A 23,701-nucleotide genomic window follows, 5' to 3' on the forward strand; every position below is an offset into this window, starting at 1 on the left:
GCCTTCGTAGCTCAGGGGATAGAGCACCGCTCTCCTAAAGCGGGTGTCGCAGGTTCGAATCCTGCCGGGGGCACCAGAGGAACGTCTGGTCCGAGGCCCTTCCGTCCGATGCACGGGAGGGCCTTCGTCCTGGCAGCGCACATGTAGCACGCCCGCTGCCACGCCCGGCGGTGCGGTCGTGTTCCTGCCGGGTGGGGGTCCTCGCGGTCACGATACTGAGCGCATGCCCGGCCAACTCCGTGCCAAGGTCCTGCCGGACCGTCAACGCCGTTCTCTGGACGACCTTCAGCAAGACCTGGATCTCTCGTCGGGGGACAGCCGGTCGAAGCAGTCGGCCTTCTGGACCATGCTCACGCTGTCCGCCGTCATCGCGGCCGGGGGCATCCTGACGGACTCCACCGCCACCGTCATCGGCGCCATGATCATCGCCCCGCTCTCCACTCCCATCATGGGCATCGCCCTGGGGGCCGTACAGCGCCGCCGCACCACCGCCGCCGCGTTCGTGGCCTCCGGGGGCCTGCTGGTGGTCCTCGTCGGGGCGGTGGCCTCACTGGTGGTGCCGCAGTCCTACGACCTGCTGACCAACAGCCAGATCTCGGGCCGGACCTCCCCGGGACTGATGGACCTGATCTCCGCTCTGGCCACGGGCTTCGCCGGCGCCGTGGCGCTGGCCCGCAAGGACGTCGCCGCCGTCCTGCCCGGAGTGGCCATCGCGATCTCCCTCGTACCGCCCCTCGTGGTGACCGGCGTCTGCGCCGGCCAGACGGCGTGGTGGCCGGCGCTGGGCGCCCTGGTGCTCTTCCTGTCCAACCTCTTCGCCCTCGTCTTCGCCGGCATGGTCGTCTTCGCCGGCCTCGGGTACACCCACACCGCCGGACGGCGCACCCCTCACGGGCCTCGCCGCGCCTACGTCATGCTCGGGCTGCTCTTCACGGCCGTCCTGCTCCCCCTGGGCGCCAACACGGTCGCCACCGTCCTGCTCAACACCTGGACCCTGCGGGCCAAGAGCGCCGCGGAGCGGTGGCTCACGCAGAGCCCGGGCGCGATGGTCACCAGCGTCGACGCACAGTCCAGGACCCTCTACATCCACGTGCGCAGCCCTGGTGACCTGCCCCCGATCGACGGGCTGCTCAGCAGCCTGGAGGGCCACATCCCCGACGGCATCCCCATCGTCGTCGACAGCACACGCGGCCGGCAGATCACGGCCGGAAAGGTCGGCGGCTGACGCCCTCGGACGGCTGCGTTCAGTGGGCCACCGTGATGAGGTGGTCGGGGCCGGGGGTCTCCAGTTCGTCGATCACCGCGGCGGCCAGGTCCTCGGCGCTGATCCAGGATCGGCCGTCCGCGTCGAGGAGCAAGGTGTCGGTGCCGCGGCGGTAGTGGCCCGTGCGTTCGCCGGGTTCCAGCAGGGCCGGTGGGCTCAGGTAGGTCCAGTCCCCATGGGTGTGGGACCGGCAGGTCCGTAGCTGGGCGATGCCCGCGGCGGCCACGGCCTTGATCTCGGTCGGTACGTATTCCGGGTCGTCGGCGACCAGCAGATCGCCGTCGCCGGGGCTGCGCAGTGCGCCGGCGCCGCCGACCACGAGGACGCGGATCCCGAGCTGTGCGGCGATGTCCAGCACCGTCCGGGTGGCGCCGACCAGGAACGCCTCGTCGACCGGCACGGTCCGCAAGGTCACGACGACGGCGTCCGCCGCGCCATGGGACGCGGACCCCCCGAGTGCCTCGCGCAGGGCGGGTGCGTCGTCGACGTCCACCGCGATCGGCGTGACGTTCGGGCTCCTCCCGTCATCACCCGCCGGTTTCCGGGACAGGGCGAGCATCTGGTGGCCGCGGGCGCCGCCCTCGGTGATCACCCGGCTGCCGACCATCCCGGTGGCGCCCAGTACGGCGATCGTCATGCGTGTCCTCATCGGGCCCGTCCTTCTCGTATCTCGTCGTCGTGCAGCTGGTCTTCTCGGATTCCGGGCCCCTCCGCCGGTCCGCCGCGCGCCGGGACGTCGAGCTGCGCCGCCAGCAACGCCGCCAGTGCGAGGGCGAAGCCCCGAGGGTCTGCAGCAGGCTCAGTGACTCGCCCCAGGAGGCGGGGGGCGAGTGCGGTCAGTGCGACGGTGGCCGCCCGGTGCGCGTACGGGATGCTCGGCGGCCCCGGCGCCCGCGCGGTTGTGGTGTGCATATGAGGGAGTCTCAGTTCCAGCCGGTCATGAGTCCAACACATGCTTGTCATCACAGCGATGAACCAGAACGATGACTGTGTGGATCTGCAGCAGATGCGCTACGTCGTCGCCGTGGCGAGATCGCCGAAGAGACGTTCGTGGACTTCGTGAGCGGCACGCCCGCCCGGGACCGGTCCGATCAGGCGTTCGCCGCCGCGGGTCTGGTCCGCCATGTCGCGTACGAAGCCGGGGTCGTGGAGCTGATCACCCGGCTGATCGCGCGCGGGCTCGGCGTCGCGTTGCTGCCGTCGGCGTTCATCCGGCCGCGGGCCGCCGACGACCCCGGACTGGCGCTGGTCCCGGTGGTCGACGGGCCGCATCGCGTCGAGTACCTGGTGTGGAACCCCTTCAACCCGAGCCCGGCCACCCGGGCGATGCTCGACGTCCTCGGGACCGGACCGCCGTCCACGGCGCCCTGACACTTCGTGTCACCTCTCCGCCGCGAGTTCCTTCAGCGCGATGTTGAGGCGGAGCACGTTCACCCGGGGTTCGCCGATGAAGCCGAGGGTGCGGCTCTCCGTGTGCTCGGTGACGAGTTTCCGGACCTCTTCGACGGGCAGGCCGTTCCTCTCGGCGACCCGGTGCGCCTGGAGGTGCGCGTACTCGGGGGAGATGTCCGGGTCCAGGCCCGAGGCGGAGGAGGTGACCGCGTCGGCGGGTACGTCCGAGGGGTCGACCCGGTAGCCGGGCACCGAGTTGTCCTTCACCACGGCGGCCTTGGCGTCCTTCACCCACTGGACGAGCTCCGCGTCGTCGGCGGAGCGGTTGGTCGCGCCGGACAGGAGCAGGTTGTACTGGGTGTTGACGCTGTTGGTGCCGAGGCCGCGGGCCGGGCGGCCCTGGAACCACTTCAGGTCCGGCTCGGGGGCCGGCCGGCCCGTTTCCGACGGCAGCTCGTAGGTCTGGCCGATCAGGGACGAGCCGACGACCTTGCCGTCCGCTGTGATCTCGGAGCCGTTCGCCTTGCCGGGGAAGAGCCCCTGGGCGATGCCGGTGATCAGCAGGGGGTACGCGATGCCGGTGACCACGGTCAGGACGAGGAGGGCGCGCAGGGCCGCTCCGAGGAGCCGGGCCGTGTTGGTCAGGGAGGTGTTCATGTCCTTCACCGGATCCCGGGGATCAGCGAGACGATCAGGTCGATGAGTTTGATGCCGATGAACGGGGCGATCAGCCCGCCCAGGCCGTAGACGGCCAGGTTGCGCCGGAGCATCCGGTCCGCGCTCGTCGGCCGGTACCGCACGCCCCGCAGGGCGAGCGGGACCAGCGCGACGATGATCAGCGCGTTGAAGACGACGGCCGACAGGATCGCGGAGTCCGGCGAGGACAGGCGCATGATGTTGAGCTTGTCCAGGCCCGGGTGGACCGTGGCGAACAGCGCCGGGATGATCGCGAAGTACTTGGCGACGTCGTTGGCGATGGAGAACGTGGTCAGCGCGCCCCGGGTGATGAGGAGCTGCTTGCCGATCCCGACGATCTCGATGAGCTTGGTCGGGTCGGAGTCGAGGTCGACCATGTTGCCGGCCTCCTTGGCGGCCGACGTGCCCGTGTTCATCGCCACGCCGACGTCGGCCTGCGCGAGCGCGGGGGCGTCGTTGGTGCCGTCGCCGGTCATCGCGACCAGCTTGCCGCCCGCCTGCTCCCGTTTGATCAGGGCCATCTTGTCCTCGGGGGTGGCCTCCGCGAGGAAGTCGTCGACGCCCGCCTCGTCCGCGATCGCCTTCGCGGTCAGGGGGTTGTCGCCCGTGATCATGACGGTCCTGATGCCCATGCGGCGCAGTTGCGCGAAGCGCTCGCGCATGCCCTCCTTGACCACGTCCTTGAGGTGGACGACGCCCAGGACGCGGGCCCCGCGTTCGTCCTCGACGGCGACGAGCAGCGGCGTGCCGCCCGCCGCGGCGATCCGGTCGGCGGTCGCCTGCGCGTCGTCGGCCACCGCCCCGCCCCGCTCCCGCACCCAGGCGAGCACCGAACCCGCCGCGCCCTTGCGTACCTTGCGGCCGTCGAGGTCCACGCCGGACATGCGGGTCTGCGCGGTGAACTGGATCCACTCGGCGCCCACGAGTTCGCCCGGATCAAAGGCGCGAAGCGCTTCCTCGGAAGGGTGGTGGGCGACGGGTGGGCGTTCGCGCAGCCCGTACCTCTCCTTGGCCAGGACGACGACCGAGCGGCCCTCGGGCGTCTCGTCGGCCAGCGAGGAGAGCTGGGCGGCGTCGGCCACCTGGGCCTCGGTGGTGCCGCGCACCGGCACGAACTCGGCCGCCCGCCGGTTGCCGAGCGTGATCGTGCCGGTCTTGTCCAGCAGCAGCGTGGAGACGTCGCCGGCGGCTTCGACCGCGCGGCCCGACATGGCCAGGACGTTGCGCTGGACGAGCCGGTCCATGCCGGCGATGCCGATCGCGGAGAGCAGGGCGCCGATCGTGGTCGGGATCAGGCAGACCAGCAGCGCCACCAGCACGACCAGGGTGAGGTCGGTGCCCGCGTAGTCGGCGAACGGCGTCAGCGTGGCGCAGGCCAGCAGGAAGACGACGGTCAGCGAGGCCAGCAGGATGTTCAGCGCGATCTCGTTGGGCGTCTTCTGCCGGGCCGCGCCCTCGACCAGGTTGATCATGCGGTCGATGAAGGTCTCACCGGGCCTGGTCGTGATCTTGATGACGATGCGGTCGGAGAGGACCCTGGTGCCGCCGGTGACGGCGGACCGGTCGCCGCCGGACTCGCGGATGACGGGCGCCGACTCGCCGGTGATGGCCGACTCGTCGACGGACGCGACACCCTCGACGACGTCGCCGTCGCCGGGGATGACGTCCCCGGCCTCGCAGACGACCAGGTCACCGACCGTCAGCTCGGTGCCGGGCGCGACGCTCCCGTCGACCCGGCGGGCGACCGTGTCGGTCTTGGCCTTGCGCAGGGTGTCGGCCTGGGCCTTGCCGCGGCCCTCGGCGACCGCCTCCGCCAGGTTGGCGAAGATCACGGTGAGCCAGAGCCAGGCACTGATGGTCCAGCCGAACCGGTCGCCGGGGTCCGTGAGGGAGAAGACCGTGGTCAGGACGGAGCCGACGAGGACGACGAACATGACGGGCGACTTCACCATCACCCGCGGGTCGAGCTTGCGGAACGCGTCGGGCAGCGACGCGACCAGTTGTCCGGGGTCGAAGAGGCCCGCGCCGGGACGTCCCTGTCCGGAGGGGTGCCCGGTGGGCGCGTCGTCGTGCGGTGCCCGGGGCTGGGTGGCTGTGGACATCGTGTCCTCGTGCTTCTGCGTGTCGGTGGTCATGCCGCCAGCCCCTCGGCGAGCGGACCCAGGGCGAGCGCCGGGAAGTAGGTCAGACCGGTGATGATCAGGACGGCGCCCACCAGCAGGCCGGAGAACAGCGGTTTCTCGGTGCGCAGGGTGCCCGCGGTGGCCGGGACGGGCTGCTGCTCGGCGAGGGAGCCGGCGAGCGCCAGGACGAACACCATCGGCAGGAAACGGCCGAGCAGCATGGCGAGGCCCAGGGTGGTGTTGAACCACTGCGTGTCGGCGTTCAGACCGGCGAACGCCGAGCCGTTGTTGTTCGAGGCGGAGGTGTAGGCGTACAGGATCTCGGAGAAGCCGTGCGCTCCGCTGTTGGTCATCGAGTGGCCCGGGGTGGGCAGGGCCAGCGCCGCGGCGGTGAGGGTCAGCACCAGTGCGGGGGTGACGAGGAGGTAGCAGGCGGCGTACTTGATCTCGCGGGTGCCGATCTTCCTGCCCAGGTACTCGGGGGTGCGGCCGACCATCAGACCGGCGATGAAGACCGCGATGACCGCCATGACCAGCATGCCGTAGAGGCCGGAGCCCACGCCGCCCGGCGCGATCTCGCCCAGCATCATCCCGAGCAGGGTGATGCCGCCGCCGAGGCCGGTGAAGGAGGAGTGGAAGGAGTCCACCGCACCGGTGGAGGTCAGGGTGGTCGACACCGCGAAGATCGACGAGCCGCCGATTCCGAACCGGACCTCCTTGCCCTCCATCGACGCGCCCGCGATGTCCGGGGCGGGGCCGTGGTGGGCGAACTCGGTCCACATCATCAGGGCGGTGAAGCCGACCCAGATGGTGGCCATGGCCGCGAGGATCGCGTAGCCCTGGCGCACCGAGCCGACCATGACGCCGAAGGTCCGGGTCAGCGCGACCGGGATCAGCAGGATCAGGAAGATCTCGAAGAGGTTCGTGAACGGGGTGGGGTTCTCGAACGGGTGGGCGCTGTTGGCGTTGAAGTAGCCGCCGCCGTTGGTGCCCAGCATCTTGACGGCCTCCTGCGAGGCCACCGCGCCGCCGTTCCACTCCTGCGTGCCGCCCATGCCGTGCTCACTCAAGAATTGGCCGACCTCGTGGATGCCGGAGAAGTTCTGGATGACCCCGCAGGCCACCAGGACGACCGCGGCGACGGCGGCGAGCGGCACCAGGAGGCGGACGACTCCACGGACCAGGTCGGCCCAGAAGTTGCCCAGTTCACCGGTGCGCGCCCGGGTGAAGCCGCGCACCAGGGCGACGGCGACGGCCATGCCGACCGCGGCGGAGACGAAGTTCTGCACGGCCAGCCCGGCGGTCTGTACGACGTGGCCCATGGCCTGCTCGCCGTAGTACGACTGCCAGTTGGTGTTGGTCACGAAGGACGCGGCGGTGTTGAACGCCTGGTCCGGGTCGATCGAGGCGAAGCCCAGCGAGCCGGGCAGCACGCCCTGGAGCCGCTGGAGCAGATAGAGGAAGAGGACGCCGGCCAGGGAGAAGGCGAGCACGCCGCGCAGGTACGCGGGCCCGCGCATCTCCGTGTCCGGGTCGGCTCCGATGCCCCGGTAGATCCACTTCTCGACCCGCAGGTGCCTGGAGGAGGAGTAGACCCGGGCCATGTAGGTGCCGAGGGGGCGGTGGGCGAGCGCCAGCGCCGCGATGAGCGCGAGCAGCTGGAGCACGCCGGCGAGGACGGGGCTCATGTGCTGCTCAGAACCTCTCCGGGCGGATCAGGGCGAGGACGAGGTATCCCAGCAGGGCGACGGCCACGATCAGGCCGACGATGTTCTCGGCGGTCACAGCTTCGTCACTCCCTTGGCGACGAGAGCCACGAGCGCGAACACCGCGATTGTGGTGACGACGAAGGCCACGTCGGCCATCGCGAGCTCCTAGTGAGGTGCGGAGAAGCATCTGACACGGAGAGGAAAGCCCCTCCGTGACCGGATTCGACCGCCGTTGATGACCTCCTTACGGCGGCCCGAACTCCTTTGACGCTTCCCTGACGGCGCGCGGCCGCCGGCCCTCACGACTGCCGTACCGCCGCCGCACTGCAGCACTGCCGTGGTACCTCAGGCCGCCCGGAGCCGCGGGCGGCGGACGGTGGCGTCCGTGTGCTGCCGCAGCCGCTCGCCGTTGCCGGCGGCCGCGGACCGCGAGCGGTTCCGCGCGAAGACGACCAGGCGCAGGACGGCGAACCGCGCGACGCCGGTGAGTGCGGAGGCGGACAGGTAGACGACCTGCTCCAGTACCGCGCCGGGCGCCGCCACCAGCTGGTGCAGGACGAGCATCGCCCCGCACGTCACCGCGTACGCGGCGGCCGCGGACCCGGCCGACTGCGTGTGCTGGCGCCAGGTCGCGCGTCCGCCCGCGCCGAAGGTGAAGCGGGCGTGCAGTTCGGTGGCGAGGAGCGTGGAGACCACGGTGATCGCGGCGTTGGCCAGGGCCCAGGGGATCCAGGAGGCGAGGGCCGCCACGGCGAAGCCGGCCGCGAGCCCGACCCCGCCACCGCACAGGACGAAGCGGGCGAAGGACGCGAAGGCGCCGGGTGCCGCCTGCTGTCGGACCTGTTCCGTGTTCACGATCCACCCCCTCCTCGCCGACCCCTTCAGCGATGGCACCATAATGGCACACGTATGGCGTCACTGACATCTCATTTGGCGCAGCCTGCCTTCCCGGATGGCACCACCCGGCCGGGGGAGCTGCGGATGCGCGGGTCGACGACTCTGACGGCCGTGAACGCGAACGGGGCGGCGTACTCCGACGTGGTGTCGGAGTACGCCGCCCCGCGGGTGGGACGGTCGGTCTCGCGGTTACTTCGGGTCGCGGTCGAAGGCCGACTTCGACCAGAAGTAGCCGAGCGCGGTGAGAGCCAGGCACCAGCCGAGGGCGAGCCAGCCGTTGTGGCCGATCCCGGTGCCGAGGAGCAGGCCGCGCAGGGTCTCGATGGCCGGGGTGAAGGGCTGGTACTCGGCGATCGGCTGGAACCAGCCCGGCATCGCGTCCACCGGCACGAAGGTGCTGGAGATGAGCGGGAGGAAGATCAGCGGCAGCGCGTTGTTGCTGGCCGCCTCGGCGTTCGGGCTGATCAGGCCCATGCCGACCGCGATCCAGGTGAGCGCCACGGTGAAGAGCACCAGCAGCCCGAACGCCGCCAGCCACTCCAGGGCCGTGGCGTCCGTGGACCGGAAGCCGATGGCCACGCCGACGGCGCCCACGAGGATCACGCTCATGACCGACTGCACCACGCTGCCGACGACGTGCCCGATGAGGACGGAGCCGCGGTGGATGGCCATGGTGCGGAAGCGGGCGATGATGCCCTCGCTCATGTCCATGGAGACGGACACCGCGGTGCCGATCGTGGTGCTGCCGATGGTCATCAGCAGCAGGCCCGGCACGAGGTAGGCGATGTACTCGGCACGGTCGGCCCCGCCGCCCCCGATGCCGGCGCTCATCACGTCGCCGAAGACGTAGACGAAGAGCAGCAGGAGCATGACCGGAGTGAGCAGCAGGTTCAGGGTGAGGGACGGGTAGCGCCGGGCGTGCAGGAGGTTGCGGCGCAGCATCGTGGACGAGTCGCGCACCGCGAGGGAGAACCGGGACGGACGGGCGGACGCCATGGGGGTGCTCATCGGACGGTCTCCTTGGGCTGGTCGGTGCCGCCGGTCAGGGCGAAGAACACGTCGTCGAGGTCGGGGGTGTGCACGGTCAGCTCGTCCGCCTCGATGCCGGCCGCGTCCAGCAGGTCGAGGACGGAGCGCAGTTCGCGCTGGCTGCCGCCCGAGGGGATCTGCAGCGTGAGCGCCTCGTCGTCCCTGGTGACCTCCCGCAGCCCGGCGGCGGCGGACCGGTAGGCGGCGGGGTCGGAGAAGCGCAGGCGTACGTGTCCGCCGGGAACGATCCGCTTCAGCTCCTCGGCGCTCCCCTCGGCGGCGATCCTGCCGTCGTTCAGCACCGCGATGCGGTCGGCGAGTTCGTCGGCCTCCTCCAGGTACTGGGTGGTGAGGAAGACGGTCACCCCGCTCGTGACCAGTTCGCGGATGATGCCCCACATGGTGTGCCGGGAGCGCGGGTCGAGGCCGGTGGTCGGCTCGTCGAGGAAGATGATCCGCGGGCTGCCGACCAGGGTCATCGCGATGTCCAGGCGGCGCTTCATGCCGCCGGAATAGGAGGAGGCGGGCTTCTTCGCCGCGTTGACCAGGTCGAACCGCTCGAGCAGCTCGGCGGTCACCCGCCGGCCCTCCGCACGGGAGAGGTGGTGCAGGTCCGCCATCAGGAGCATGTTCTCCTCGCCGGTGATCAGGCCGTCGACGGCGGAGAACTGCCCGGTGACGCCGATCGCCGCCCGCACACCGTCCGGTGAGGTGGCGATGTCGTGGCCCGCGACCTGGGCCTGCCCGCCGTCGGCGGAGACGAGCGTGGAGAGGATCTTCACGGCGGTGGTCTTGCCGGCGCCGTTCGGACCGAGCAGCGCGAAGACGGAACCGGCGGGGATGTGCAGGTCGATGCCGTCGAGGACGGTCTTCTCGCCGTACGACTTGCGCAGTCCGACGGCGGAGACGGCGGCCGGCGCCGGCCGGTCGTCCGCCTGCCTGGGCGTGGGCATGACAGATGAAGGCATGGAGCCCTCCCGTTCGAAGGGTGAAGTGGCTGGGGCGGGTCGGCGGTGCGCGGAGTCGCGGCTGGTCAGACCTTGGCGCGGCGGACGTCGATGGTGCCGTACCGGGTGCGGGCGCGGACCTTGACGGTGTCCTCGGCCTCCCCCGGGGCGTCGGACGCGGTGAGCGTGTTGCGCACCCGCCCGGCGTCCGAGTGCGCGTCGAGCCAGGCGGCCGTGCCCTCGCGGATGCCGACCTCGATGGCGCCGTAGGAGGTCTCCAACTGCACCTCGCCGCGGACCACCTCGCCCACCCGCAGTGCGCCGTGGGCGGTGGTGGCGGTCAGCGAGCCCTCGACGCGGGTGATGTTGATGTCACCGTTGGCGTGGCTCACCCGCAGGTCACCGATGGCGGTGCCGACGGTCGTGGCGCCGTGCGAGTTCTTCAGGACGGCGGAGCCCTCGACCAGGCCGACGCGCACGCTGCCGGAGCTGGTGGTGATCTCCGCCGTGCCCTCCACCCGGTCCACGGTGACCGAGCCGTGGGAGGCGGTCAGCTGGAGCGGGCCGGTGATGTCCATGCGGACGTCACCGCCCGAGGTCTTCACCCGGACCTCGCCGAGCCGGCCCTCGCCGAGCACCTGGGTCCAGGAGCCGGTCGTGTCGATGCGCGAGCCCGTGGGCAGTTCCACCGTCACGTCGACGGAGCCGGTGGGTCCGATGAAGCGACGCTCCTTGGTGCTGATCGTCAGGACGCCGCTCGAGTAGGAGACCTCGGTCTGCTCGGCGGCCCGTACGTCCTTGTCCCGCTCGGGGTCGCCGGGCCGCACCTCGACGACGGTGTCGAGCCGGTCGCCCGCGGTGAACCGGATGGAACCCGCGCCCACGTGGGCGGTCACCGCGATCGGTTCGGGAGTGTCGAAAGAAGGCATGGCTGTACCGTCCTCGTGAGTCCTTGGGGTGTCCCCGCTGGTGGGACGTGGGGTGGGGTTGCTGTGCTTCTTCGAGGTGCGGGCGTGGGCGCGGTCAGCGCACCCAGCCGGTGAAGCTCTGTCCGACACTGCGGGTCCGCTCCGTCGCGCGCGGCGCGCCGCCGCCCTCGACCGCGGCCGACACGGCCCGCACCAGCCACGCGTTGACCGACAGGCCCTCACGGCTCGCGGCCTCCTCGGCACGCGCCTTCAGGTGGGCCGGCAGACGCAGGTTGACGCGGGCGGTGCCGCCCTCGTCGCCTTCGGCCGGGGCCGGGGTGGGAAGCGGTCCGGCGGGCACGGCCGCCGGCTCGGCGGAGGCGCCGCCGTCGGTGGGCGGCGGTGTCACGACGAAGTCGGGGTCCAGCCCGCGCAGCCGCACGTCGACCGAGCCGGGGGCGAGTTCACGAGTGATCTCGTCCATCGCGGCGGAGAGCACATTGAGCATGGTCAACCGGGTCGCCGACTCCAGGGGAGCCGTGAGCCGCTCGGCCAGCTCGCGGGCTTCGTCGCCGCCGGCATCGGCGGCCACCACGAGTTCGCGGCGGAGGGTGTCGACATACGGGGTGAGGTCCATGACGCCATCATGGCACCATGATGGCGTCATGCGCAAGCACTCATGGCGTCTCATGCCACCAAGCATGGTGACACCCACTCTGACCTGCAGAAAGGTCGGAGTGGGTGTTTCGGGTGGCGCCTGTGCGAGCATGTCGAGGCGCGTCCAGTGGCACGTGGTGGCACCGGGTGGCGCCGAATGGCGCCAGGCCCGCACTCCTCCTGGGCATTCTCACCAGGGACCAGTCGGCCGGGGTGCGTTGCTCCCCTCGCCTTCTGGTAACCCGTGGGGAGCACACCCACGCACACCCGCCACACGACGAGGTGAGAACCATGGTGCTGTTGGGTCTCCTGCTCATGGCGTGCGCCGCCGCCTTCGCGGGCCTGCTGATCGCGTACAACCTGTCCGGCAGTCCGGACTACACGGTGACCCTGCTGGGGAGCCAGCCGTTCACGATCAGCACCCTCGGGGCGTTCCTCGGCGGGATCGCCCTGACCCTGATCTTCGGCCTGGGCATGTGGATGCTGCTGGGCGGCACGATGCTGGCGCGGCACCGCAGCAAGAAGCACCGCCTGGGCAGCACCGGCACCACGGGTGAGACGACGGAACACCGCCGCCCGGCCGCCCACCGACCCCACTGGCTCCGGCCGCACGGCCACGGCCACTGAGCCTCAGCGGCGCCCGGAACGACTCGCGCTACGACGCCCGCCCGCTGGTGGCCCTGCTCGTCGCGGGGATGCGGCAGGCGGGGTGATGTGGGCGGGCACGGCCTGGGGCCGCGCCCGCTGAAGGACGTACGTGCTGCGGGAGTCCGGGTCGCCGAAGAAGAAGTAGAGCTCGAGCGCGTCGCCGTCGTCGCGCCGCAGCTCGAAGGTCCACGTGTAGGCCGGGGGTGCCGCTTCGGGGGTCTCCGCAGTGCCGGGAGGCTCGTCGGGGGCGGGCGTCCGCGTGGCCGACGCGGTGCGGGAGGCGAGGGTGAGGCGGACGTGCGGGCCGTCGTTCCAGCCGGCGGGTTCGTCGGTCAGTCGCCAGCGGCCCGTGCCCGACACGCGCCACCGGTCGTCGAAGTCGAACTCCTGCCCGTCCAGGAGGCGGATGTCCGCCGTCCCGTCCGGCCGGAGGACGACGTTCGTCCGGTCGTAGCCGTCCCAGGAGCCCACGACGTCCGTTCGCCGCACGTCGCGCGGGGCGGGCACATCGTCGTACATGTGCGGGTTGCACCCCGCGAGGGTGAGGACGAGCGTACAGGCGGCGGACGTCGCGTACCGCCGGGAGCGGCCGGACGAGGGGGTCGGCATGCCCGCATGCTCCCACCTTTTTTGAACGCGTTCAATACTGCTGCTCACCCCGCTGGTGGCGCAGCGGGCGCGGAGCCGGCGGCAGGGCGGGCCGCGGGGCGTGTCGGGCCTCGGGGCTAGCATCCGTCCATGACGACCGCAGAGAACACGCGCAACAACGACAGCCTCCCCCTCGACGTCGAGATCGGCGCCCTCCAGGGCGGGGCCGCCGACCTCGCCCAGTACGCCGGCCGGGTGGTGCTGGTGGTCAACGTGGCCTCCAAGTGCGGGCTGACCCCGCAGTACTCCGGCCTGGAGCGGCTGCACGAGCGGTACGCGGAGCGGGGCTTCACGGTGCTCGGCGTGCCGTGCAACCAGTTCATGGGGCAGGAGCCCGGCAGCGCCGACGAGATCGCCGAGTTCTGCTCGGCGACGTACGGGGTCACCTTCCCGATGACCGAGAAGGTGGACGTCAACGGGGAGGACCGGCACCCGCTGTACGACCGCCTGACCGGCTTCGCCGACGCCGAGGGGCACAGCGGGGACATCCGCTGGAACTTCGAGAAGTTCCTGATCGGACGGGACGGCAAGGTCGCGGCCCGCTTCTCGCCGCAGACCGAGCCGGAGTCGGCCGAGGTCGTCGCGGCCGTCGAGGAGCACCTCGCCGGTTGACCTTGCCCCTGGGGCAGGGCCGAGCCTCGTCGTCGCCGGGCGGAACAGGCCGCCCGGTGACGGAGGACGACGACGTGGACGACGCGCGCGACGACGAGTTGCTGACCATCGGTGCTTTTGCCGCGCGGGCCCGGTTGTCGGCCAAGGCCCTGCGGTTGTACGACCGTCTGGGCCTGCTGGCGCCGGCCCATGTGGACGAGACCACTGGCTACCGCTACTACCGGGCCGGCCAGGTCGAACGCGCCCGGCTCGTGGCGCTGCTGCGGCAGCTCGACATGCCGTTGGCCCGGGTCGCCGAGGTGGTCCGGGCGGACGGGCCCGGCGCGGCCGGCCTGCTCGGCGCGTACTGGGCGGACGTGGAGGCGCGTTTCGCCGGGCAGCGCACGCTCGCCGCCTACCTCCGTGCACGGTTGTCGGGAAGGGACTCCGAGGTGTACGAGAAGTTCGCGGTCGAGACGGTGGACGTGCCCGGGCAGGTGCTGATCACCGAGACCCGGCACACGCTGGCGCACGAGCTGCCGGCGTGGATCGGTGCCTCGCTGGGGCGGTTGGAGGAGGCGGCCCGCGGGTGCGGGGGCGTGGTTGCGGCACCGTTCGTCGCCTACCACTCCGAGGTGTCGATGGAGAGCGACGGCCCGGCCGAGTCGTGCGTTCCGGTCGCCGACGAGACGGCGGCGCGGGCGTGGGCGGAACGGCACGGGCGCACATGGGAGGCGCGGGTGCGGGTGGAGCCGGCCCGGCGGCTGGCCTTCACCCGGGTCACCAAGGCCCAGGTGGCCCATCCGCAGATCCTGGCGGCCTTCGAGGCGGTGGAGGCGTGGATCGCCGACCGGGGTCTGACCGTGGACGGGCCGTGCCGTGAGGTGTACTTCGCCGACTGGGACGCGGCCGGACCGGAGGATCCGGTGTGCGACGTGGCGTTCCCGGTGAGGTGACCGCGCCGCCGGAGTGGAAAGGGCCCTCTCGGCAAGGTCGGCGAACTGGACGAGAGGGCTCTGCCGGCGGTGCCGGTCGGGCCGTGCGTGGAGTCGTCAGCCCTTGACCGAGGTCACGAAGGCGTTCCACGCGTCGGCGGGGAAAGCCAGGACCGGGCCCTCGGGGACCTTGGAGTCGCGGACGGCGAGTGCCGTCACGACCGGGGACTTGACCTCGACGCACGCGCCGTTTCCTCCGGAGTAGGAGGACTTGGTCCAAGATTCCGTGGCGCCCTGAAGAATTGCCATGTCTGCTCCGATGGCGAGTGAGTGCGGTGTACGCCAATGACGTTTGATCTTTGGCGTGATCGACGCTACTCGCTGACCTCGCCGATCGGAGCGACCATTCACCCGACCGGATGGCATATTCCAGCGACTCTTCCAGCACTATGCAGCAGGGGTGTACGATCCGCCGCCCTCAGCGCGCGTACTCCTTCGCCACGTCCTCGATGAGCTGGCGGGACTGCTCCACGTTCAGCGCCTGCGCCCGCAGATGCTCGTACATCACCGTGTATTTCTGCACGTCCTGGGCTTTCTCCAGGTACAGGTCGCTGGTGACGCCCTCGATGTACACGACGCTGGAGTCGGCCGCGTCGGCGAACTCCAGGATGGAGTACTGGCCGTTGATGCCGGGGTGCGCCCCGACGTCGAAGGGCAGCACCTGCACGGTGATGTGCGGCAACTGCGACATCTCGGCGACGTGCTCCAGCTGTTCGCGCATCACCTGCTTGCCGCCCACCACGCGGCGCAGGGACGCCTCGTCGAGAACCACCCACAGGCGCAGCGAGTTGGCCTCGGCGGAGATGCGCTCCTGACGCCGTATGCGGACCTGGACCCGTTTCTCGATGTCGGCGACCGACGTCTCGGGCAACGCGCCCTGGATCAGCGCCTCCGCGTACGGGCGGGTCTGCAACAGGCCGGTGATGATCTGGGGTTCGTACGTCCGCAGCGACTCCGCGTCGGTCTCCAGGCCGATGTAGACGCTGTACGGGATGTCCCCGAAGGCGTGCCACCAGCCCTGCTGGCGCGAGTCCTTCGCCATCTGCATCAGGGAGTCGACGACCCGCTGGTCCTCGACCTCGTACACCCCGCACAGGTCGCGGACGTCGCGCTGGCTGATGCTGCGCCGGCCGTTCTCCAGGCGGCTGATCTTCGACTGCGAGACCAGCAGCCGCTCCGCCACCTCCTCGGCCGTCATGCCCTTGAGCTCGCGGAGCCGGCGCAGCTCCTGGCCCAGCCGGCGCCGCCTGACGGTGGGATTGACATTGGACGCCACGGGACGTGCACCTCCGGCTGCGTGACTCATACCTGCCACTTTGCGTATCTGCTGCTGAGCAGACTGCCACCAAGGGGCTTTCTACCGCTGGCAAACGGTCGATATGCGCCGCGTACACGCCAGTTCGGGCTCGCACCCGCGCACATGGCCGCGCGGGGCGGCGGGTCCGGCCCCGTCCGGATGTGCCGGACGTACGGTCGGTCCCGCCGCCCCGCGCGGACCTGCGGCTCCCGTTACCGGGTCTCGGGGACTGTCGGTGCGGCGGTGCGTGATCGTGCGTGGTGCGGTCCCGCGTGTGGTGCCGGTGATGCGGCTCAGTGGACCACGGCACGCGCCATGGATCCGTGGCGCGGTTGCGCCGGAACACCGCGGGCGGGTTCCGGGGCGGGCCTCGCCCCCGGTCCGGCGGCCTGCCGGCCGGCCGGTGCCGGGCTGCGGCGCGGCTGGGCCGCCGCACCGTTCTGGACGTCCATCACCGCGTGCGCCACCAGGCCGCCCATGGGGTCGTGCCGGATGAGGTCCCGCAGCCGGGACCGCGACGAGCGCCCTTCGTTGCCCGGGTAGAGGTGCTTGCCGAGACCGACCGCGTGGGCCAGCGCGGCGAGCGCCGCGGTCCGCGGGTCCGGCGGTACGCCGGTGCGGATCGCCGAGTCCAGCCGGGCCTTGATCTCCCGGCTGATCGCCGTGTCCGTCGCCTGGTAGCGAGTCGTCGGCAGCACCCCGCACATCTGGCCCTCCACGGCATGCACCATGCCGCAGCGCTCCAGATGCGAGAGATAGGTCTGGCGCAGCCCCAGGCGGGGTCCGCCAATCCAGTTGACCGCCCGTACGGGAGCGCCACGCCTTCGCAGCAACTCCAACGCGCAGTCGAGTGTTGGATCTCCAGTCGGCCGTGGGGCCACCACGGCGATACGATCCCCGTCTGGGGCTATCCGTCCGGCCAGCGCCAGCTCCACCAGCTGTGCTCCGGCCAGACCGAGGTCGAGCGACTGCGGCTGTGCGGTGGTACCCGTGGTCGGGTCCAGCGCCAGCAGCAGAAGCTCCTCCGGAAGTGTTCTGCGGCTCCTGCCCATCCATGCCTCCCCGCGTGGATGACAGACAGGGTGACCCCTCTCACATTGGTCTGTCGAGGGTGCGTGACCGGTTCGTAGTGGAACCAGTAGGTATGTCGTTCTCGTCTACCGCGTGGGTTCTACCCGTACACAGGACACTGGTACATGGTTCGGTAGCGCACACATAACGTGCGGCGCATGGAGGAGGCATCGGTGGCGGGCGAGTCCCCCGACAGGTCGAAGCAGCGCGAGTCGTCGGAAGAACCGACGTCGGGGAGCGCGGGTCCGGTTCCCGAAGCCAGGACCGAGGCGAGCGAGACGCGTGATCCGCGGCTGGCGGTGGCGCGGGAGGCGTCCGCCGGGTCCGCGAAGTCCGGCGGGGGTGTGGACACGGCCACCCGGGTGTTGTCGGTCCGCGACACGGAGACCGGGGCGGAGACGCCGGGGGCGGCGCCGCCGGGCGACGGCGGGGCCGGGAACAGGACCGCGGTGGACGACGAGGCGGGAACCAGGACCGAGGCCGAGGCGGACGCCGACGTGGAGACCGAGGCCGAGACGGACGCCACGACCGGCGCCAAGCCCGAGGCCGGCGCCGCGGTGGAAGCCGGGACCGACGCCGGGCCCGACGCCGCGGCGGACGCCGAGACCGGTGCCAAGCCTGAGACCGTGACGGATGCCGAGGCCGGGGCAGACGCCGAGGCCGGCGCCAAGCCCGAGGCCGGGGCGGCTGGCGAGCCCGAGGCGGAGGCCAGGAGCGAGGCGAGGCCCGAAGCCGCGACCGACGCCGATGCTGACGCCGAGCCCGAGGCCGGCACCGCGCCCGGCACGGAGGCCAAGGCTGACGCCGAGCCCGTGGCCGACGCCGATGCTGACGCCGCGCCCGAGACGGGCACCGAGGCCGACGCCGAGGACGGCGACGGTCCGCAGGGGGCCGGCGAGAAGAGCCCGTCGGACACGTCCGGTGACGGCCGGCTCCGCGACGCCGTCGCCGCGTGGGTCGCGACCGCGGACGAGCGGGCCGCCGCGAACGCCCGGCACGAGGCCGCGGACGAGCCGGAGGACGCCGTGTCCCCCGGGGAGCCGGCGCAGGACGCCGACGCGGCCGCCGACGGGCCGGAGGACGCCTCCGGGGAGCGCGCGGGCGACCGCGCCGACGCCGACCCGGAACCCGACGCGGACGAGAAGGCCGAGGCCGGCACGGGGCCCGTCGACCAGCCCACCGCCGTCTTCAAGGCCGTACGGCCGCCCGCCGAGCCCCCCGTCGACCAGCCGACGACCATGCTGAAGCTGGGTGACGCCGGCAAGAAGGGCGAGAAGGCCGACAGGACGGACAAGGCCGGCAAGGCCGAGACCGAAGCCGAGCGCACCAGCAAGTTCGTCGCCCTGCGGCACCCGGACGACCCGGCGACCCGCAAGCCCCCGCGGCCCGCGCAGCCCGGCTCCGAGGCGCCCCGCGCGGCCGCCGCCGGGGCCACCGCGGCCGTGCCGCAGGTGGGTCCCGAGCGGACCACGCAGCAGCCGCTGCCGCCGAAGCCGCCGCTGGACCTGCTGGCGGAGCTGACGAACACCCCGCCGCCCCCGGAGACCCCGCTGCGGACGACCGTGCGCCGGGTCAAGATCTGGACCCCGCTGGTCATCCTGCTGGTGATCGTCTTCGGCGTGGTGCAGGCGATGCGCCCGCTGCCCGAGCCGACGCTCGACCTGACGGCGCAGGAGAGCTTCACCTTCGAGGGCGGCAAGCCCGAGATCCCGTGGCCGTCCAGCGGACAGGCCGCGCTCGACGTGCAGGGCATCGGCTCGTTCGGCTCGTCCGGTGAGCAGAAGCCCGTGCCGATCGCCAGTGTCGCCAAGGTCATGACCGCGTACATCATCCTGCGCGACCACCCGCTCAAGAGCGGTGCCGACGGCCCGAAGATCAAGATCGACCAGGCCGCCGAGGACCAGTCACAGGCGGGCCAGGAGTCGACCGTCAACGTCACCGCGGGCGACTCGATCTCCCAGCGCGAGGCCCTGGAGAGCATCCTCATCGCGTCCGCGAACAACGTGGCGCGGCTGCTGGCCCGCTGGGACGCGGGGTCCGAGAAGGCGTTCGTGGAGAAGATGAACGCCACCGCCGAGGACCTCGGCATGACCAACACGACGTACACCGACCCGTCGGGCCTGAACAACACGACGGTGAGCACGGCCGTGGACCAGGTGAAGCTGGCCAAGGAGGCGATGAAGCAGCCCGCGTTCCGCGAGGTCGCCGCGATGATGTCGTACGACGACTACAAGGGCGAGAACCACGGCAACTGGAACCAGCTCGTCGGTCACAACGATGTCGTCGGCATCAAGACCGGCACCACCACCTCCGCGCTCGGCAACCTCGTCTTCGCGGCGAAGAAGGAGGTCGGCGGCGAGACCCGGACCATCGTCGGGGCCGTGGTGCGCCAGCCGGCGACCGCGGACCAGGGGATCCTCGCCGCCGCGCTGAGCGCCGGCGACAAGCTGATCCGGTCCGCGCAGGACACGCTGCAGTCCTCGACGATCCTGAAGAAGGGCTCCGTCGTCGGGTACGTCGACGACGGCCTCGGCAACCGCACGCCGGTCGTCGCCACGCAGGACGTCAAGGCCGTCGGCTGGGCGGGGCTGACGGTCAAGCTGACCTTCGAGGCGGACGACGTGCCGCACACGGCGAAGGCCGGCACCAAGGTGGGCACGCTCACCGTGGGCGACGGCGGGGTCAGCGGCGCGGTGAAGGTCCCCGTCGCGCTCCAGCAGGACCTCGTCGAACCGGCCTTCACGGACAAGCTGACCCGTATCGGCTGACCGCCGGTCCGCCGGGCCGGACCGCGACACGGTGCCCCGCGCCCCTGCGGGCGAGCAGAAGCCGCAGGGGTGCGGGGCACCGCCGTGGGCGAGGAAGCCAGGGCCCGCGGGTGCGTGCTAGCGTCACGAAACGGGGCAGGTCGCCGGGTCGCGGGAACGCGGCCGTGAAGAGTACGGACGGACGCGGCCGAAAGCAGAAGACGGGACACGGGGAGTGCCTTCAGGTGGCCACTGCGGAGCCGACACGCGCCGACGACGCCGATCCGGGTTCGGGAGCGGGCCCGCGACCACGCGTACCCGCGCCCCGCAAGGACGGCGGGGACAGCGGGCGGGCCGGTACCGGCCCGGCGGACGGCGGCCGTGAACCACACCGTGCCGGGCCGGAGCCTGCCGAGCCGGAAGCGCCGTCCGCGGTGAAGGGCGCCTTCCTGGCCGTGCGCGAGCGCATGCTGCGTCATCCCGTGCTGTCCGTCACCGCCCTCGCCGGGGTGCTCCACATCGTCTGGTTCTTCACCTTCGCGAACAGTGGCGGCGACCTCGCGGCGCAGGACGCGTGGGCGGAGTTCGTCGGCCGGCACCCGGCATCGGCGTACAACCTCGCCTGGTACGGCGGCATGCACCCGGTGTCGTACAGCGTGGTGTCGCCGTATCTGATGTCGGTGTTCGGCGTCCGGACCACGATGATGATCGCGGGGACGCTGTCGGCCGGGCTGCTGACGTTGATCCTGATCCGCAGCCGGGTGGTCCGCAACCCGCTGTGGGCGTCGCTGGCGGGCCTGTTCGGACTCCTGGGCAACGCGGTGTCGGGGCGGGTGACGTTCGGCCTGGGCACGATGTTCGCGCTGGGCGCGGTGGCCACGGTGTTCTGCTGGCCGCACCGCTGGCGCCACGAGCGCTGGGCGAAGGCCCTGTGCGCGGCGCCGCTGGCCGCGCTGTCCACGATGTCCTCGCCGGTCTCGGGCCTGTTCGTGGGTCTGGTGGCGGTGGCGCTGTTCCTGCAGAAGCGCCGTCCGGGCGCCTGGGCGCTGGGCCTGGCGCCGGCCGCGGTGGTCGCGCTGTCGGCCTGGCTGTTCCCGTTCTCCGGCACCCAGCCCATGGGCTTCGGCTCGACCGTGCTGCCGTTGCTGTACGCGGGTTTCGTCTTCGTGTTCGTGCCGAGCACCTGGAAGACCGTGCGGATCACGTCGGCGGTCTACGGGCTGTCGGTGCTCCTCGTCTGGGTGATCAGCTCCCAGATCGGCTCCAACATCACGCGCCTGTCGATGCTCTTCGCCGGGGTGGCGCTGGTGGCCGCGCTGCCGTTCACGGTGCCGCGCACGCGCAAGTGGTACGCGCTCGTGGTCGCGCTCGCCGGCTTCGTCGGCTGGATCGGCTTCAAGTCGGCCGACGACGCCGTCCACACCACGCCCGCCGCCTCCTGGGCGCGCGAGCTGGCGCCGCTGCTGAACGAGCTGCAGGAGGTCGGCGCCGAGAAGGGCCGCGTGGAGGCCGTACCCGCCCGCTCCCACCGCGAGGCCTCGGCCCTCGCCCCGTACGTGAACCTGGCCCGTGGCTGGACCCGCCAGGCCGACATGGAGCGCAACCCGCTCTTCTACGACGACACGCTCAACTCGGCGAACTACCACGAGTGGCTGCAGCGGTGGGCCGTGCACTACGTGGTGCTGCCCAAAGACGAACCGGACGGCGACGGCGGCAAGCGCGAGCGGGAGCTGTTGCAGCGGGGGCTGCCGTACCTCAAGCAGGTCTGGGGCGACGCCAACTGGCAGCTCTTCCAGGTGACCGACCCGACGCCGCTGGCGGAGCCGGACGCGGTGGTCCAGCGGGCCGAGCAGGACGAGTGGGTGATCGACGTCCGGCGGGCCGGCCCCGTCCTGGTCCGGATGCCGTACTCGCCGTGGCTGAGCCTCGTCGACGCCGACGGCAAGAAGCTCAAGCCGCCGCAGGAGACGGAGGCCTCCAAGGACCGTCCCGAGGGCTCGCCGAAGGCGTTCGAGAACGTCAACGGCTGCCTGACGGAGACGGACGAGACCGTCGACGGCGACAGGTGGACGGTGCTGATCGCCCCCGAGGCGGGCACCTACCGGCTGGCGGCGCCGTACGGGCTCTCGCGGGGCACCCCCTGCCCGGACGAGATGAAGGACGAGCTCAAGGACCAGTTGGCGGATCAGCTCGGGGACGAGCTGAAGTTCGCGCCCCAGTAGCTTCCGAGCTGGGCAGACGGCCGGGAACCCGATCCACGGGTCCCGGCCGACGCATGTCCTTGGCGTTCATGTGCGTGAACTGAGGTCAGCAAGTCGAACCTTTTTACTCGCTCTTGACCCTCCGCTTCCTTGTCGTGCCCGCGCCGACGCAACCACGATGAGCGGGCACTTCGCCGCGCGCCTCGCCCTCACCCCGCTCTTGCGAAGTGCCAGCCGGCTGAGCGGAGTTCACAAGGCGGACCCCGGAAGGGGGCACATGAACGGTCTCGACTGGTCCGTGCTGATCGGCTACTTCGCCGTGATGGTGGCGATCGGCGTCTGGTCGCACAAACGCGTGGACAACGTCAGCGACTTCTTCACGGCCGGCGGCAAGATGCCCTGGTGGCTGTCCGGCATCTCGCACCACATGTCGGGTTACAGCGCGGTGATGTTCACCGGGTACGCGGGCATCGCCTACACCTACGGCGTCACGTCCTTCGTCACCTGGTCGTTCCCCATCGCCCTGGGCATCGCCGTCGGGTCGAAGCTGTTCGCGCCACGCATCAACCGGCTGCGCTCACGGCTCCACGTGGCCTCTCCGCTGGAGTACCTGAAGAACCGCTACAACCTGCCGACCCAGCAGGCCCTGGCCTGGTCCGGCATGCTGCTGAAGATCGTGGACGTGGCCGCGAAGTGGGCGGCCATCGCCACGCTGCTGTCGGTCTTCACCGGCATCTCCCTCAACCAGGGGATCCTGATCACCGGCGTCATCACGGGCATCTACTGCACGATCGGCGGCCTGTGGGCCGACGCGCTGACCGAGCTCGGCCAGTTCATCATCCAACTGATGGCCGGCGTCGCGATGTTCGTTGCCGTCGTCATGAAACTCGGCGACCACGGCGGCTTCTTCGGCGTCTGGGACGAGCCCGCCCTCCAGGGCCACGGCAAGCCGCTGGTCGGCCCGTACGGGACGGTGTTCCTGCTCGCCTTCCTCTTCATCAAGCTCTTCGAGTACAACGGCGGCATGCTCAACCAGGCCCAGCGCTACATGGCCACGAGCAACGCCCGCGAGGCCGCGCGGTCGGCGCGGCTGTCGGCGGTGCTGTGGCTGGTCTGGCCGGTGGTGCTGTTCTTCCCGATGTGGATGTCGCCGCTGCTGGTGGAGTCGCAGAAGCCGGACGGATCCGACTCCTACGGCCTGATGACCGAACAGCTCCTGCCGCACGGACTGCTGGGCCTGGTCATCGTCGGCTTCTTCTCGCACACCATGGCCATGTGCTCGTCGGACGCCAACGCCATCGCGGCCGTGTTCACCCGCGATGTGGCACCGGTCGTGTCGGCGCGGGCACGGGCCTGGGGCGAGCGGTCCGGGCTGGTCGCGGCGCGCGTGACGACGGTCGTCTTCCTCGCGCTGTCTATGGCGGTGGCCACACAGGTCAACTCGCCGACGTTCAAGGACATCATCACCGTCGTCATCAAGTGGGTGGCCGGTCTGATGGGCCCGATCGCGATCCCGATGATGCTCGGGCTGCTGCGGCCCTTCCGCCGCTCGGGACCGACGGCCGCGCTCACCAGCTGGGCGGCCGGCCTGCTCGCCTTCTGGCTGGTCAACTACCCGATCAACTGGAGCGTCGAGGGCGGGGTGCCCCTGGAGTACCAGGTGTCCGTCCCGCTGGCGGTCTCCCTGGTCCTCTACGTCCTCATCGGCTACCTGAAGCCGGAGGACACCCCGGAGCGGCTCGCGATCATCGAGCGGGTCAACACGGACGGGGACGACGACGCCTCCGGAGCGGCGGCGGCCGTCCCGGCGCCCGCCGGAGACAGGGGCGACGCGGTGGGGCGGACGCGGGTGAAGGACTAGCTCGCGTCCGCACGGTCCCT

21 protein-coding genes, 1 tRNA gene and 1 pseudogene are annotated in these 23,701 nt (G+C 71.3%); 9 read left to right on the forward strand and 14 right to left on the reverse strand.

Annotated elements, in window-relative coordinates; genetic code table 11:
• Nucleotides 1-76, forward strand: a tRNA-Arg gene (locus ACIRG6_RS20230).
• Nucleotides 77-223: 147 nt separating this feature from the next.
• Nucleotides 224-1,225 (forward strand): DUF389 domain-containing protein, encoded by a 1,002-nt coding sequence (locus ACIRG6_RS20235; protein ID WP_403323850.1) that lies wholly within the window; start codon nucleotides 224-226, stop codon nucleotides 1,223-1,225.
• A 19-nt stretch (nucleotides 1,226-1,244) separates the two neighbouring features.
• Here ACIRG6_RS20235 and ACIRG6_RS20240 read toward each other — a convergent pair whose 3' ends face one another.
• Nucleotides 1,245-1,913 carry an NAD(P)-dependent oxidoreductase gene (locus ACIRG6_RS20240; RefSeq protein WP_403323853.1) on the reverse strand — a complete coding sequence of 223 codons (669 nt, stop codon included), beginning with the start codon at nucleotides 1,911-1,913 and terminating at the stop codon, nucleotides 1,245-1,247.
• Nucleotides 1,914-2,293: 380 nt separating this feature from the next.
• Between ACIRG6_RS20240 and ACIRG6_RS20245 the strand changes: the two are divergent.
• Nucleotides 2,294-2,635 (forward strand): annotated as a pseudogene (locus ACIRG6_RS20245) (LysR substrate-binding domain-containing protein); the annotation flags it as partial.
• 9 nt (nucleotides 2,636-2,644) lie between these two features.
• Here the strand turns inward: ACIRG6_RS20245 and ACIRG6_RS20250 are convergent.
• From ACIRG6_RS20250 to ACIRG6_RS20290, 9 genes are all read right to left on the reverse strand, one after another.
• Nucleotides 2,645-3,313, reverse strand: a complete 669-nt coding sequence (locus tag ACIRG6_RS20250; RefSeq protein ID WP_403323854.1) for a potassium-transporting ATPase subunit C — start codon at nucleotides 3,311-3,313, stop codon at nucleotides 2,645-2,647.
• Nucleotides 3,314-3,318: 5 nt separating this feature from the next.
• The gene (gene kdpB, locus ACIRG6_RS20255) at nucleotides 3,319-5,487 is read right to left on the reverse strand and encodes a potassium-transporting ATPase subunit KdpB (RefSeq protein WP_403323856.1); all 2,169 of its coding nucleotides are present in this window, start codon (nucleotides 5,485-5,487) and stop codon (nucleotides 3,319-3,321) included.
• The gene (kdpA, locus tag ACIRG6_RS20260; protein ID WP_403323858.1) at nucleotides 5,484-7,163 is read right to left on the reverse strand and encodes a potassium-transporting ATPase subunit KdpA; all 1,680 of its coding nucleotides are present in this window, start codon (nucleotides 7,161-7,163) and stop codon (nucleotides 5,484-5,486) included. Before kdpA ends, kdpB begins: the two co-directional genes overlap by 4 nt.
• A 7-nt stretch (nucleotides 7,164-7,170) precedes the next feature.
• Entirely contained in the window at nucleotides 7,171-7,260 is a 90-nt protein-coding gene (gene kdpF / locus ACIRG6_RS20265) for a K(+)-transporting ATPase subunit F (protein WP_350720008.1), read from the reverse strand.
• A 269-nt stretch (nucleotides 7,261-7,529) separates the two neighbouring features.
• The gene (locus ACIRG6_RS20270; RefSeq protein WP_403323861.1) at nucleotides 7,530-8,081 is read right to left on the reverse strand and encodes a GtrA family protein; all 552 of its coding nucleotides are present in this window, start codon (nucleotides 8,079-8,081) and stop codon (nucleotides 7,530-7,532) included.
• Nucleotides 8,082-8,270: 189 nt separating this feature from the next.
• On the reverse strand, nucleotides 8,271-9,089 hold the full coding sequence (locus ACIRG6_RS20275) for an ABC transporter permease (RefSeq protein ID WP_318213270.1): 819 nt from the start codon (nucleotides 9,087-9,089) through the stop codon (nucleotides 8,271-8,273).
• On the reverse strand, nucleotides 9,086-10,078 hold the full coding sequence (locus ACIRG6_RS20280) for an ATP-binding cassette domain-containing protein (protein ID WP_364673929.1): 993 nt from the start codon (nucleotides 10,076-10,078) through the stop codon (nucleotides 9,086-9,088). Before ACIRG6_RS20280 ends, ACIRG6_RS20275 begins: the two co-directional genes overlap by 4 nt.
• A 65-nt stretch (nucleotides 10,079-10,143) precedes the next feature.
• Complete coding sequence (locus tag ACIRG6_RS20285) at nucleotides 10,144-10,986, reverse strand: DUF4097 family beta strand repeat-containing protein (protein ID WP_364673932.1); 843 nt, start codon at nucleotides 10,984-10,986, stop codon at nucleotides 10,144-10,146.
• 94 nt (nucleotides 10,987-11,080) lie between these two features.
• Nucleotides 11,081-11,602 carry a toxin-antitoxin system HicB family antitoxin gene (locus ACIRG6_RS20290; RefSeq protein ID WP_364818230.1) on the reverse strand — a complete coding sequence of 174 codons (522 nt, stop codon included), beginning with the start codon at nucleotides 11,600-11,602 and terminating at the stop codon, nucleotides 11,081-11,083.
• A gap of 311 nt (nucleotides 11,603-11,913) precedes the next feature.
• Here ACIRG6_RS20290 and ACIRG6_RS20295 point away from each other — a divergent pair, with 311 nt between their 5' ends.
• A complete protein-coding gene (locus ACIRG6_RS20295) occupies nucleotides 11,914-12,249 on the forward strand; it encodes a hypothetical protein (RefSeq protein ID WP_365020914.1) in 336 nt (111 codons plus the stop codon).
• Nucleotides 12,250-12,252: 3 nt separating this feature from the next.
• On the opposite strand, the gene ACIRG6_RS20300 is transcribed toward ACIRG6_RS20295, so the two are convergent.
• Nucleotides 12,253-12,879, reverse strand: a complete 627-nt coding sequence (locus tag ACIRG6_RS20300) for a hypothetical protein (protein ID WP_403323865.1) — start codon at nucleotides 12,877-12,879, stop codon at nucleotides 12,253-12,255.
• Between the two features lie 129 nt (nucleotides 12,880-13,008).
• Here ACIRG6_RS20300 and ACIRG6_RS20305 point away from each other — a divergent pair, with 129 nt between their 5' ends.
• Both ACIRG6_RS20305 and ACIRG6_RS20310 read left to right on the forward strand, forming a co-directional pair.
• Nucleotides 13,009-13,530, forward strand: a complete 522-nt coding sequence (locus tag ACIRG6_RS20305; protein ID WP_364673941.1) for a glutathione peroxidase — start codon at nucleotides 13,009-13,011, stop codon at nucleotides 13,528-13,530.
• A gap of 56 nt (nucleotides 13,531-13,586) precedes the next feature.
• Nucleotides 13,587-14,465 (forward strand): MerR family transcriptional regulator, encoded by an 879-nt coding sequence (locus ACIRG6_RS20310; protein ID WP_364818221.1) that lies wholly within the window; start codon nucleotides 13,587-13,589, stop codon nucleotides 14,463-14,465.
• Between the two features lie 96 nt (nucleotides 14,466-14,561).
• On the opposite strand, the gene ACIRG6_RS20315 is transcribed toward ACIRG6_RS20310, so the two are convergent.
• The 3 genes from ACIRG6_RS20315 to ACIRG6_RS20325 all read right to left on the reverse strand — a co-directional run bounded on the left by ACIRG6_RS20315 (nucleotide 14,562) and on the right by ACIRG6_RS20325 (nucleotide 16,853).
• Entirely contained in the window at nucleotides 14,562-14,753 is a 192-nt protein-coding gene (locus ACIRG6_RS20315; protein ID WP_350719989.1) for a DUF397 domain-containing protein, read from the reverse strand.
• Between the two features lie 169 nt (nucleotides 14,754-14,922).
• Nucleotides 14,923-15,780 carry a helix-turn-helix domain-containing protein gene (locus ACIRG6_RS20320; RefSeq protein WP_239765949.1) on the reverse strand — a complete coding sequence of 286 codons (858 nt, stop codon included), beginning with the start codon at nucleotides 15,778-15,780 and terminating at the stop codon, nucleotides 14,923-14,925.
• A 314-nt stretch (nucleotides 15,781-16,094) separates the two neighbouring features.
• Nucleotides 16,095-16,853, reverse strand: coding sequence for a GOLPH3/VPS74 family protein (locus ACIRG6_RS20325; RefSeq protein ID WP_189233184.1), 759 nt, complete (start codon nucleotides 16,851-16,853; stop codon nucleotides 16,095-16,097).
• 177 nt (nucleotides 16,854-17,030) lie between these two features.
• Between ACIRG6_RS20325 and ACIRG6_RS20330 the strand changes: the two genes are divergently transcribed.
• The 3 genes from ACIRG6_RS20330 (at nucleotide 17,031) to ACIRG6_RS20340 (ending at nucleotide 23,681) form a co-directional block, all read left to right on the forward strand.
• On the forward strand, nucleotides 17,031-19,640 hold the full coding sequence (locus tag ACIRG6_RS20330) for a D-alanyl-D-alanine carboxypeptidase (protein ID WP_403323869.1): 2,610 nt from the start codon (nucleotides 17,031-17,033) through the stop codon (nucleotides 19,638-19,640).
• 224 nt (nucleotides 19,641-19,864) lie between these two features.
• Nucleotides 19,865-21,841, forward strand: a complete 1,977-nt coding sequence (locus ACIRG6_RS20335; protein ID WP_403323872.1) for an MFS transporter — start codon at nucleotides 19,865-19,867, stop codon at nucleotides 21,839-21,841.
• Between the two features lie 256 nt (nucleotides 21,842-22,097).
• The gene (locus tag ACIRG6_RS20340) at nucleotides 22,098-23,681 is read left to right on the forward strand and encodes a sodium:solute symporter family protein (protein ID WP_364673952.1); all 1,584 of its coding nucleotides are present in this window, start codon (nucleotides 22,098-22,100) and stop codon (nucleotides 23,679-23,681) included.
• The last annotated feature ends 20 nt before the right edge of the window (nucleotides 23,682-23,701 follow it).

The organism is Streptomyces flaveolus, assembly GCF_044765825.1.
In the GTDB taxonomy this organism is placed as follows: Bacteria; Actinomycetota; Actinomycetes; order Streptomycetales; family Streptomycetaceae; genus Streptomyces; species Streptomyces flaveolus.

Bases quoted from the DNA above. Each gene is read 5' to 3' on its own strand.
- ACIRG6_RS20300 (WP_403323865.1), bottom strand. From the start codon at position 12,879: ATGCCGACCCCCTCGTCCGGCCGCTCCCGGCGGTACGCGACGTCCGCC.
- kdpB (WP_403323856.1), bottom strand. From the start codon at position 5,487: ATGACCACCGACACGCAGAAGCACGAGGACACGATGTCCACAGCCACC.
- ACIRG6_RS20290 (WP_364818230.1), bottom strand. From the start codon at position 11,602: ATGGACCTCACCCCGTATGTCGACACCCTCCGCCGCGAACTCGTGGTG.
- ACIRG6_RS20240 (WP_403323853.1), bottom strand. From the start codon at position 1,913: ATGAGGACACGCATGACGATCGCCGTACTGGGCGCCACCGGGATGGTC.
- ACIRG6_RS20340 (WP_364673952.1), top strand. From the start codon at position 22,098: ATGAACGGTCTCGACTGGTCCGTGCTGATCGGCTACTTCGCCGTGATG.
- kdpA (WP_403323858.1), bottom strand. From the start codon at position 7,163: ATGAGCCCCGTCCTCGCCGGCGTGCTCCAGCTGCTCGCGCTCATCGCG.
- ACIRG6_RS20270 (WP_403323861.1), bottom strand. From the start codon at position 8,081: ATGGTGCCATCGCTGAAGGGGTCGGCGAGGAGGGGGTGGATCGTGAAC.
- ACIRG6_RS20305 (WP_364673941.1), top strand. From the start codon at position 13,009: ATGACGACCGCAGAGAACACGCGCAACAACGACAGCCTCCCCCTCGAC.
- ACIRG6_RS20295 (WP_365020914.1), top strand. From the start codon at position 11,914: ATGGTGCTGTTGGGTCTCCTGCTCATGGCGTGCGCCGCCGCCTTCGCG.
- ACIRG6_RS20235 (WP_403323850.1), top strand. From the start codon at position 224: ATGCCCGGCCAACTCCGTGCCAAGGTCCTGCCGGACCGTCAACGCCGT.
- ACIRG6_RS20315 (WP_350719989.1), bottom strand. From the start codon at position 14,753: ATGGCAATTCTTCAGGGCGCCACGGAATCTTGGACCAAGTCCTCCTAC.
- ACIRG6_RS20250 (WP_403323854.1), bottom strand. From the start codon at position 3,313: ATGAACACCTCCCTGACCAACACGGCCCGGCTCCTCGGAGCGGCCCTG.
- ACIRG6_RS20325 (WP_189233184.1), bottom strand. From the start codon at position 16,853: ATGGGCAGGAGCCGCAGAACACTTCCGGAGGAGCTTCTGCTGCTGGCG.
- ACIRG6_RS20285 (WP_364673932.1), bottom strand. From the start codon at position 10,986: ATGCCTTCTTTCGACACTCCCGAACCGATCGCGGTGACCGCCCACGTG.
- ACIRG6_RS20280 (WP_364673929.1), bottom strand. From the start codon at position 10,078: ATGCCTTCATCTGTCATGCCCACGCCCAGGCAGGCGGACGACCGGCCG.
- ACIRG6_RS20330 (WP_403323869.1), top strand. From the start codon at position 17,031: ATGGAGGAGGCATCGGTGGCGGGCGAGTCCCCCGACAGGTCGAAGCAG.
- ACIRG6_RS20275 (WP_318213270.1), bottom strand. From the start codon at position 9,089: ATGAGCACCCCCATGGCGTCCGCCCGTCCGTCCCGGTTCTCCCTCGCG.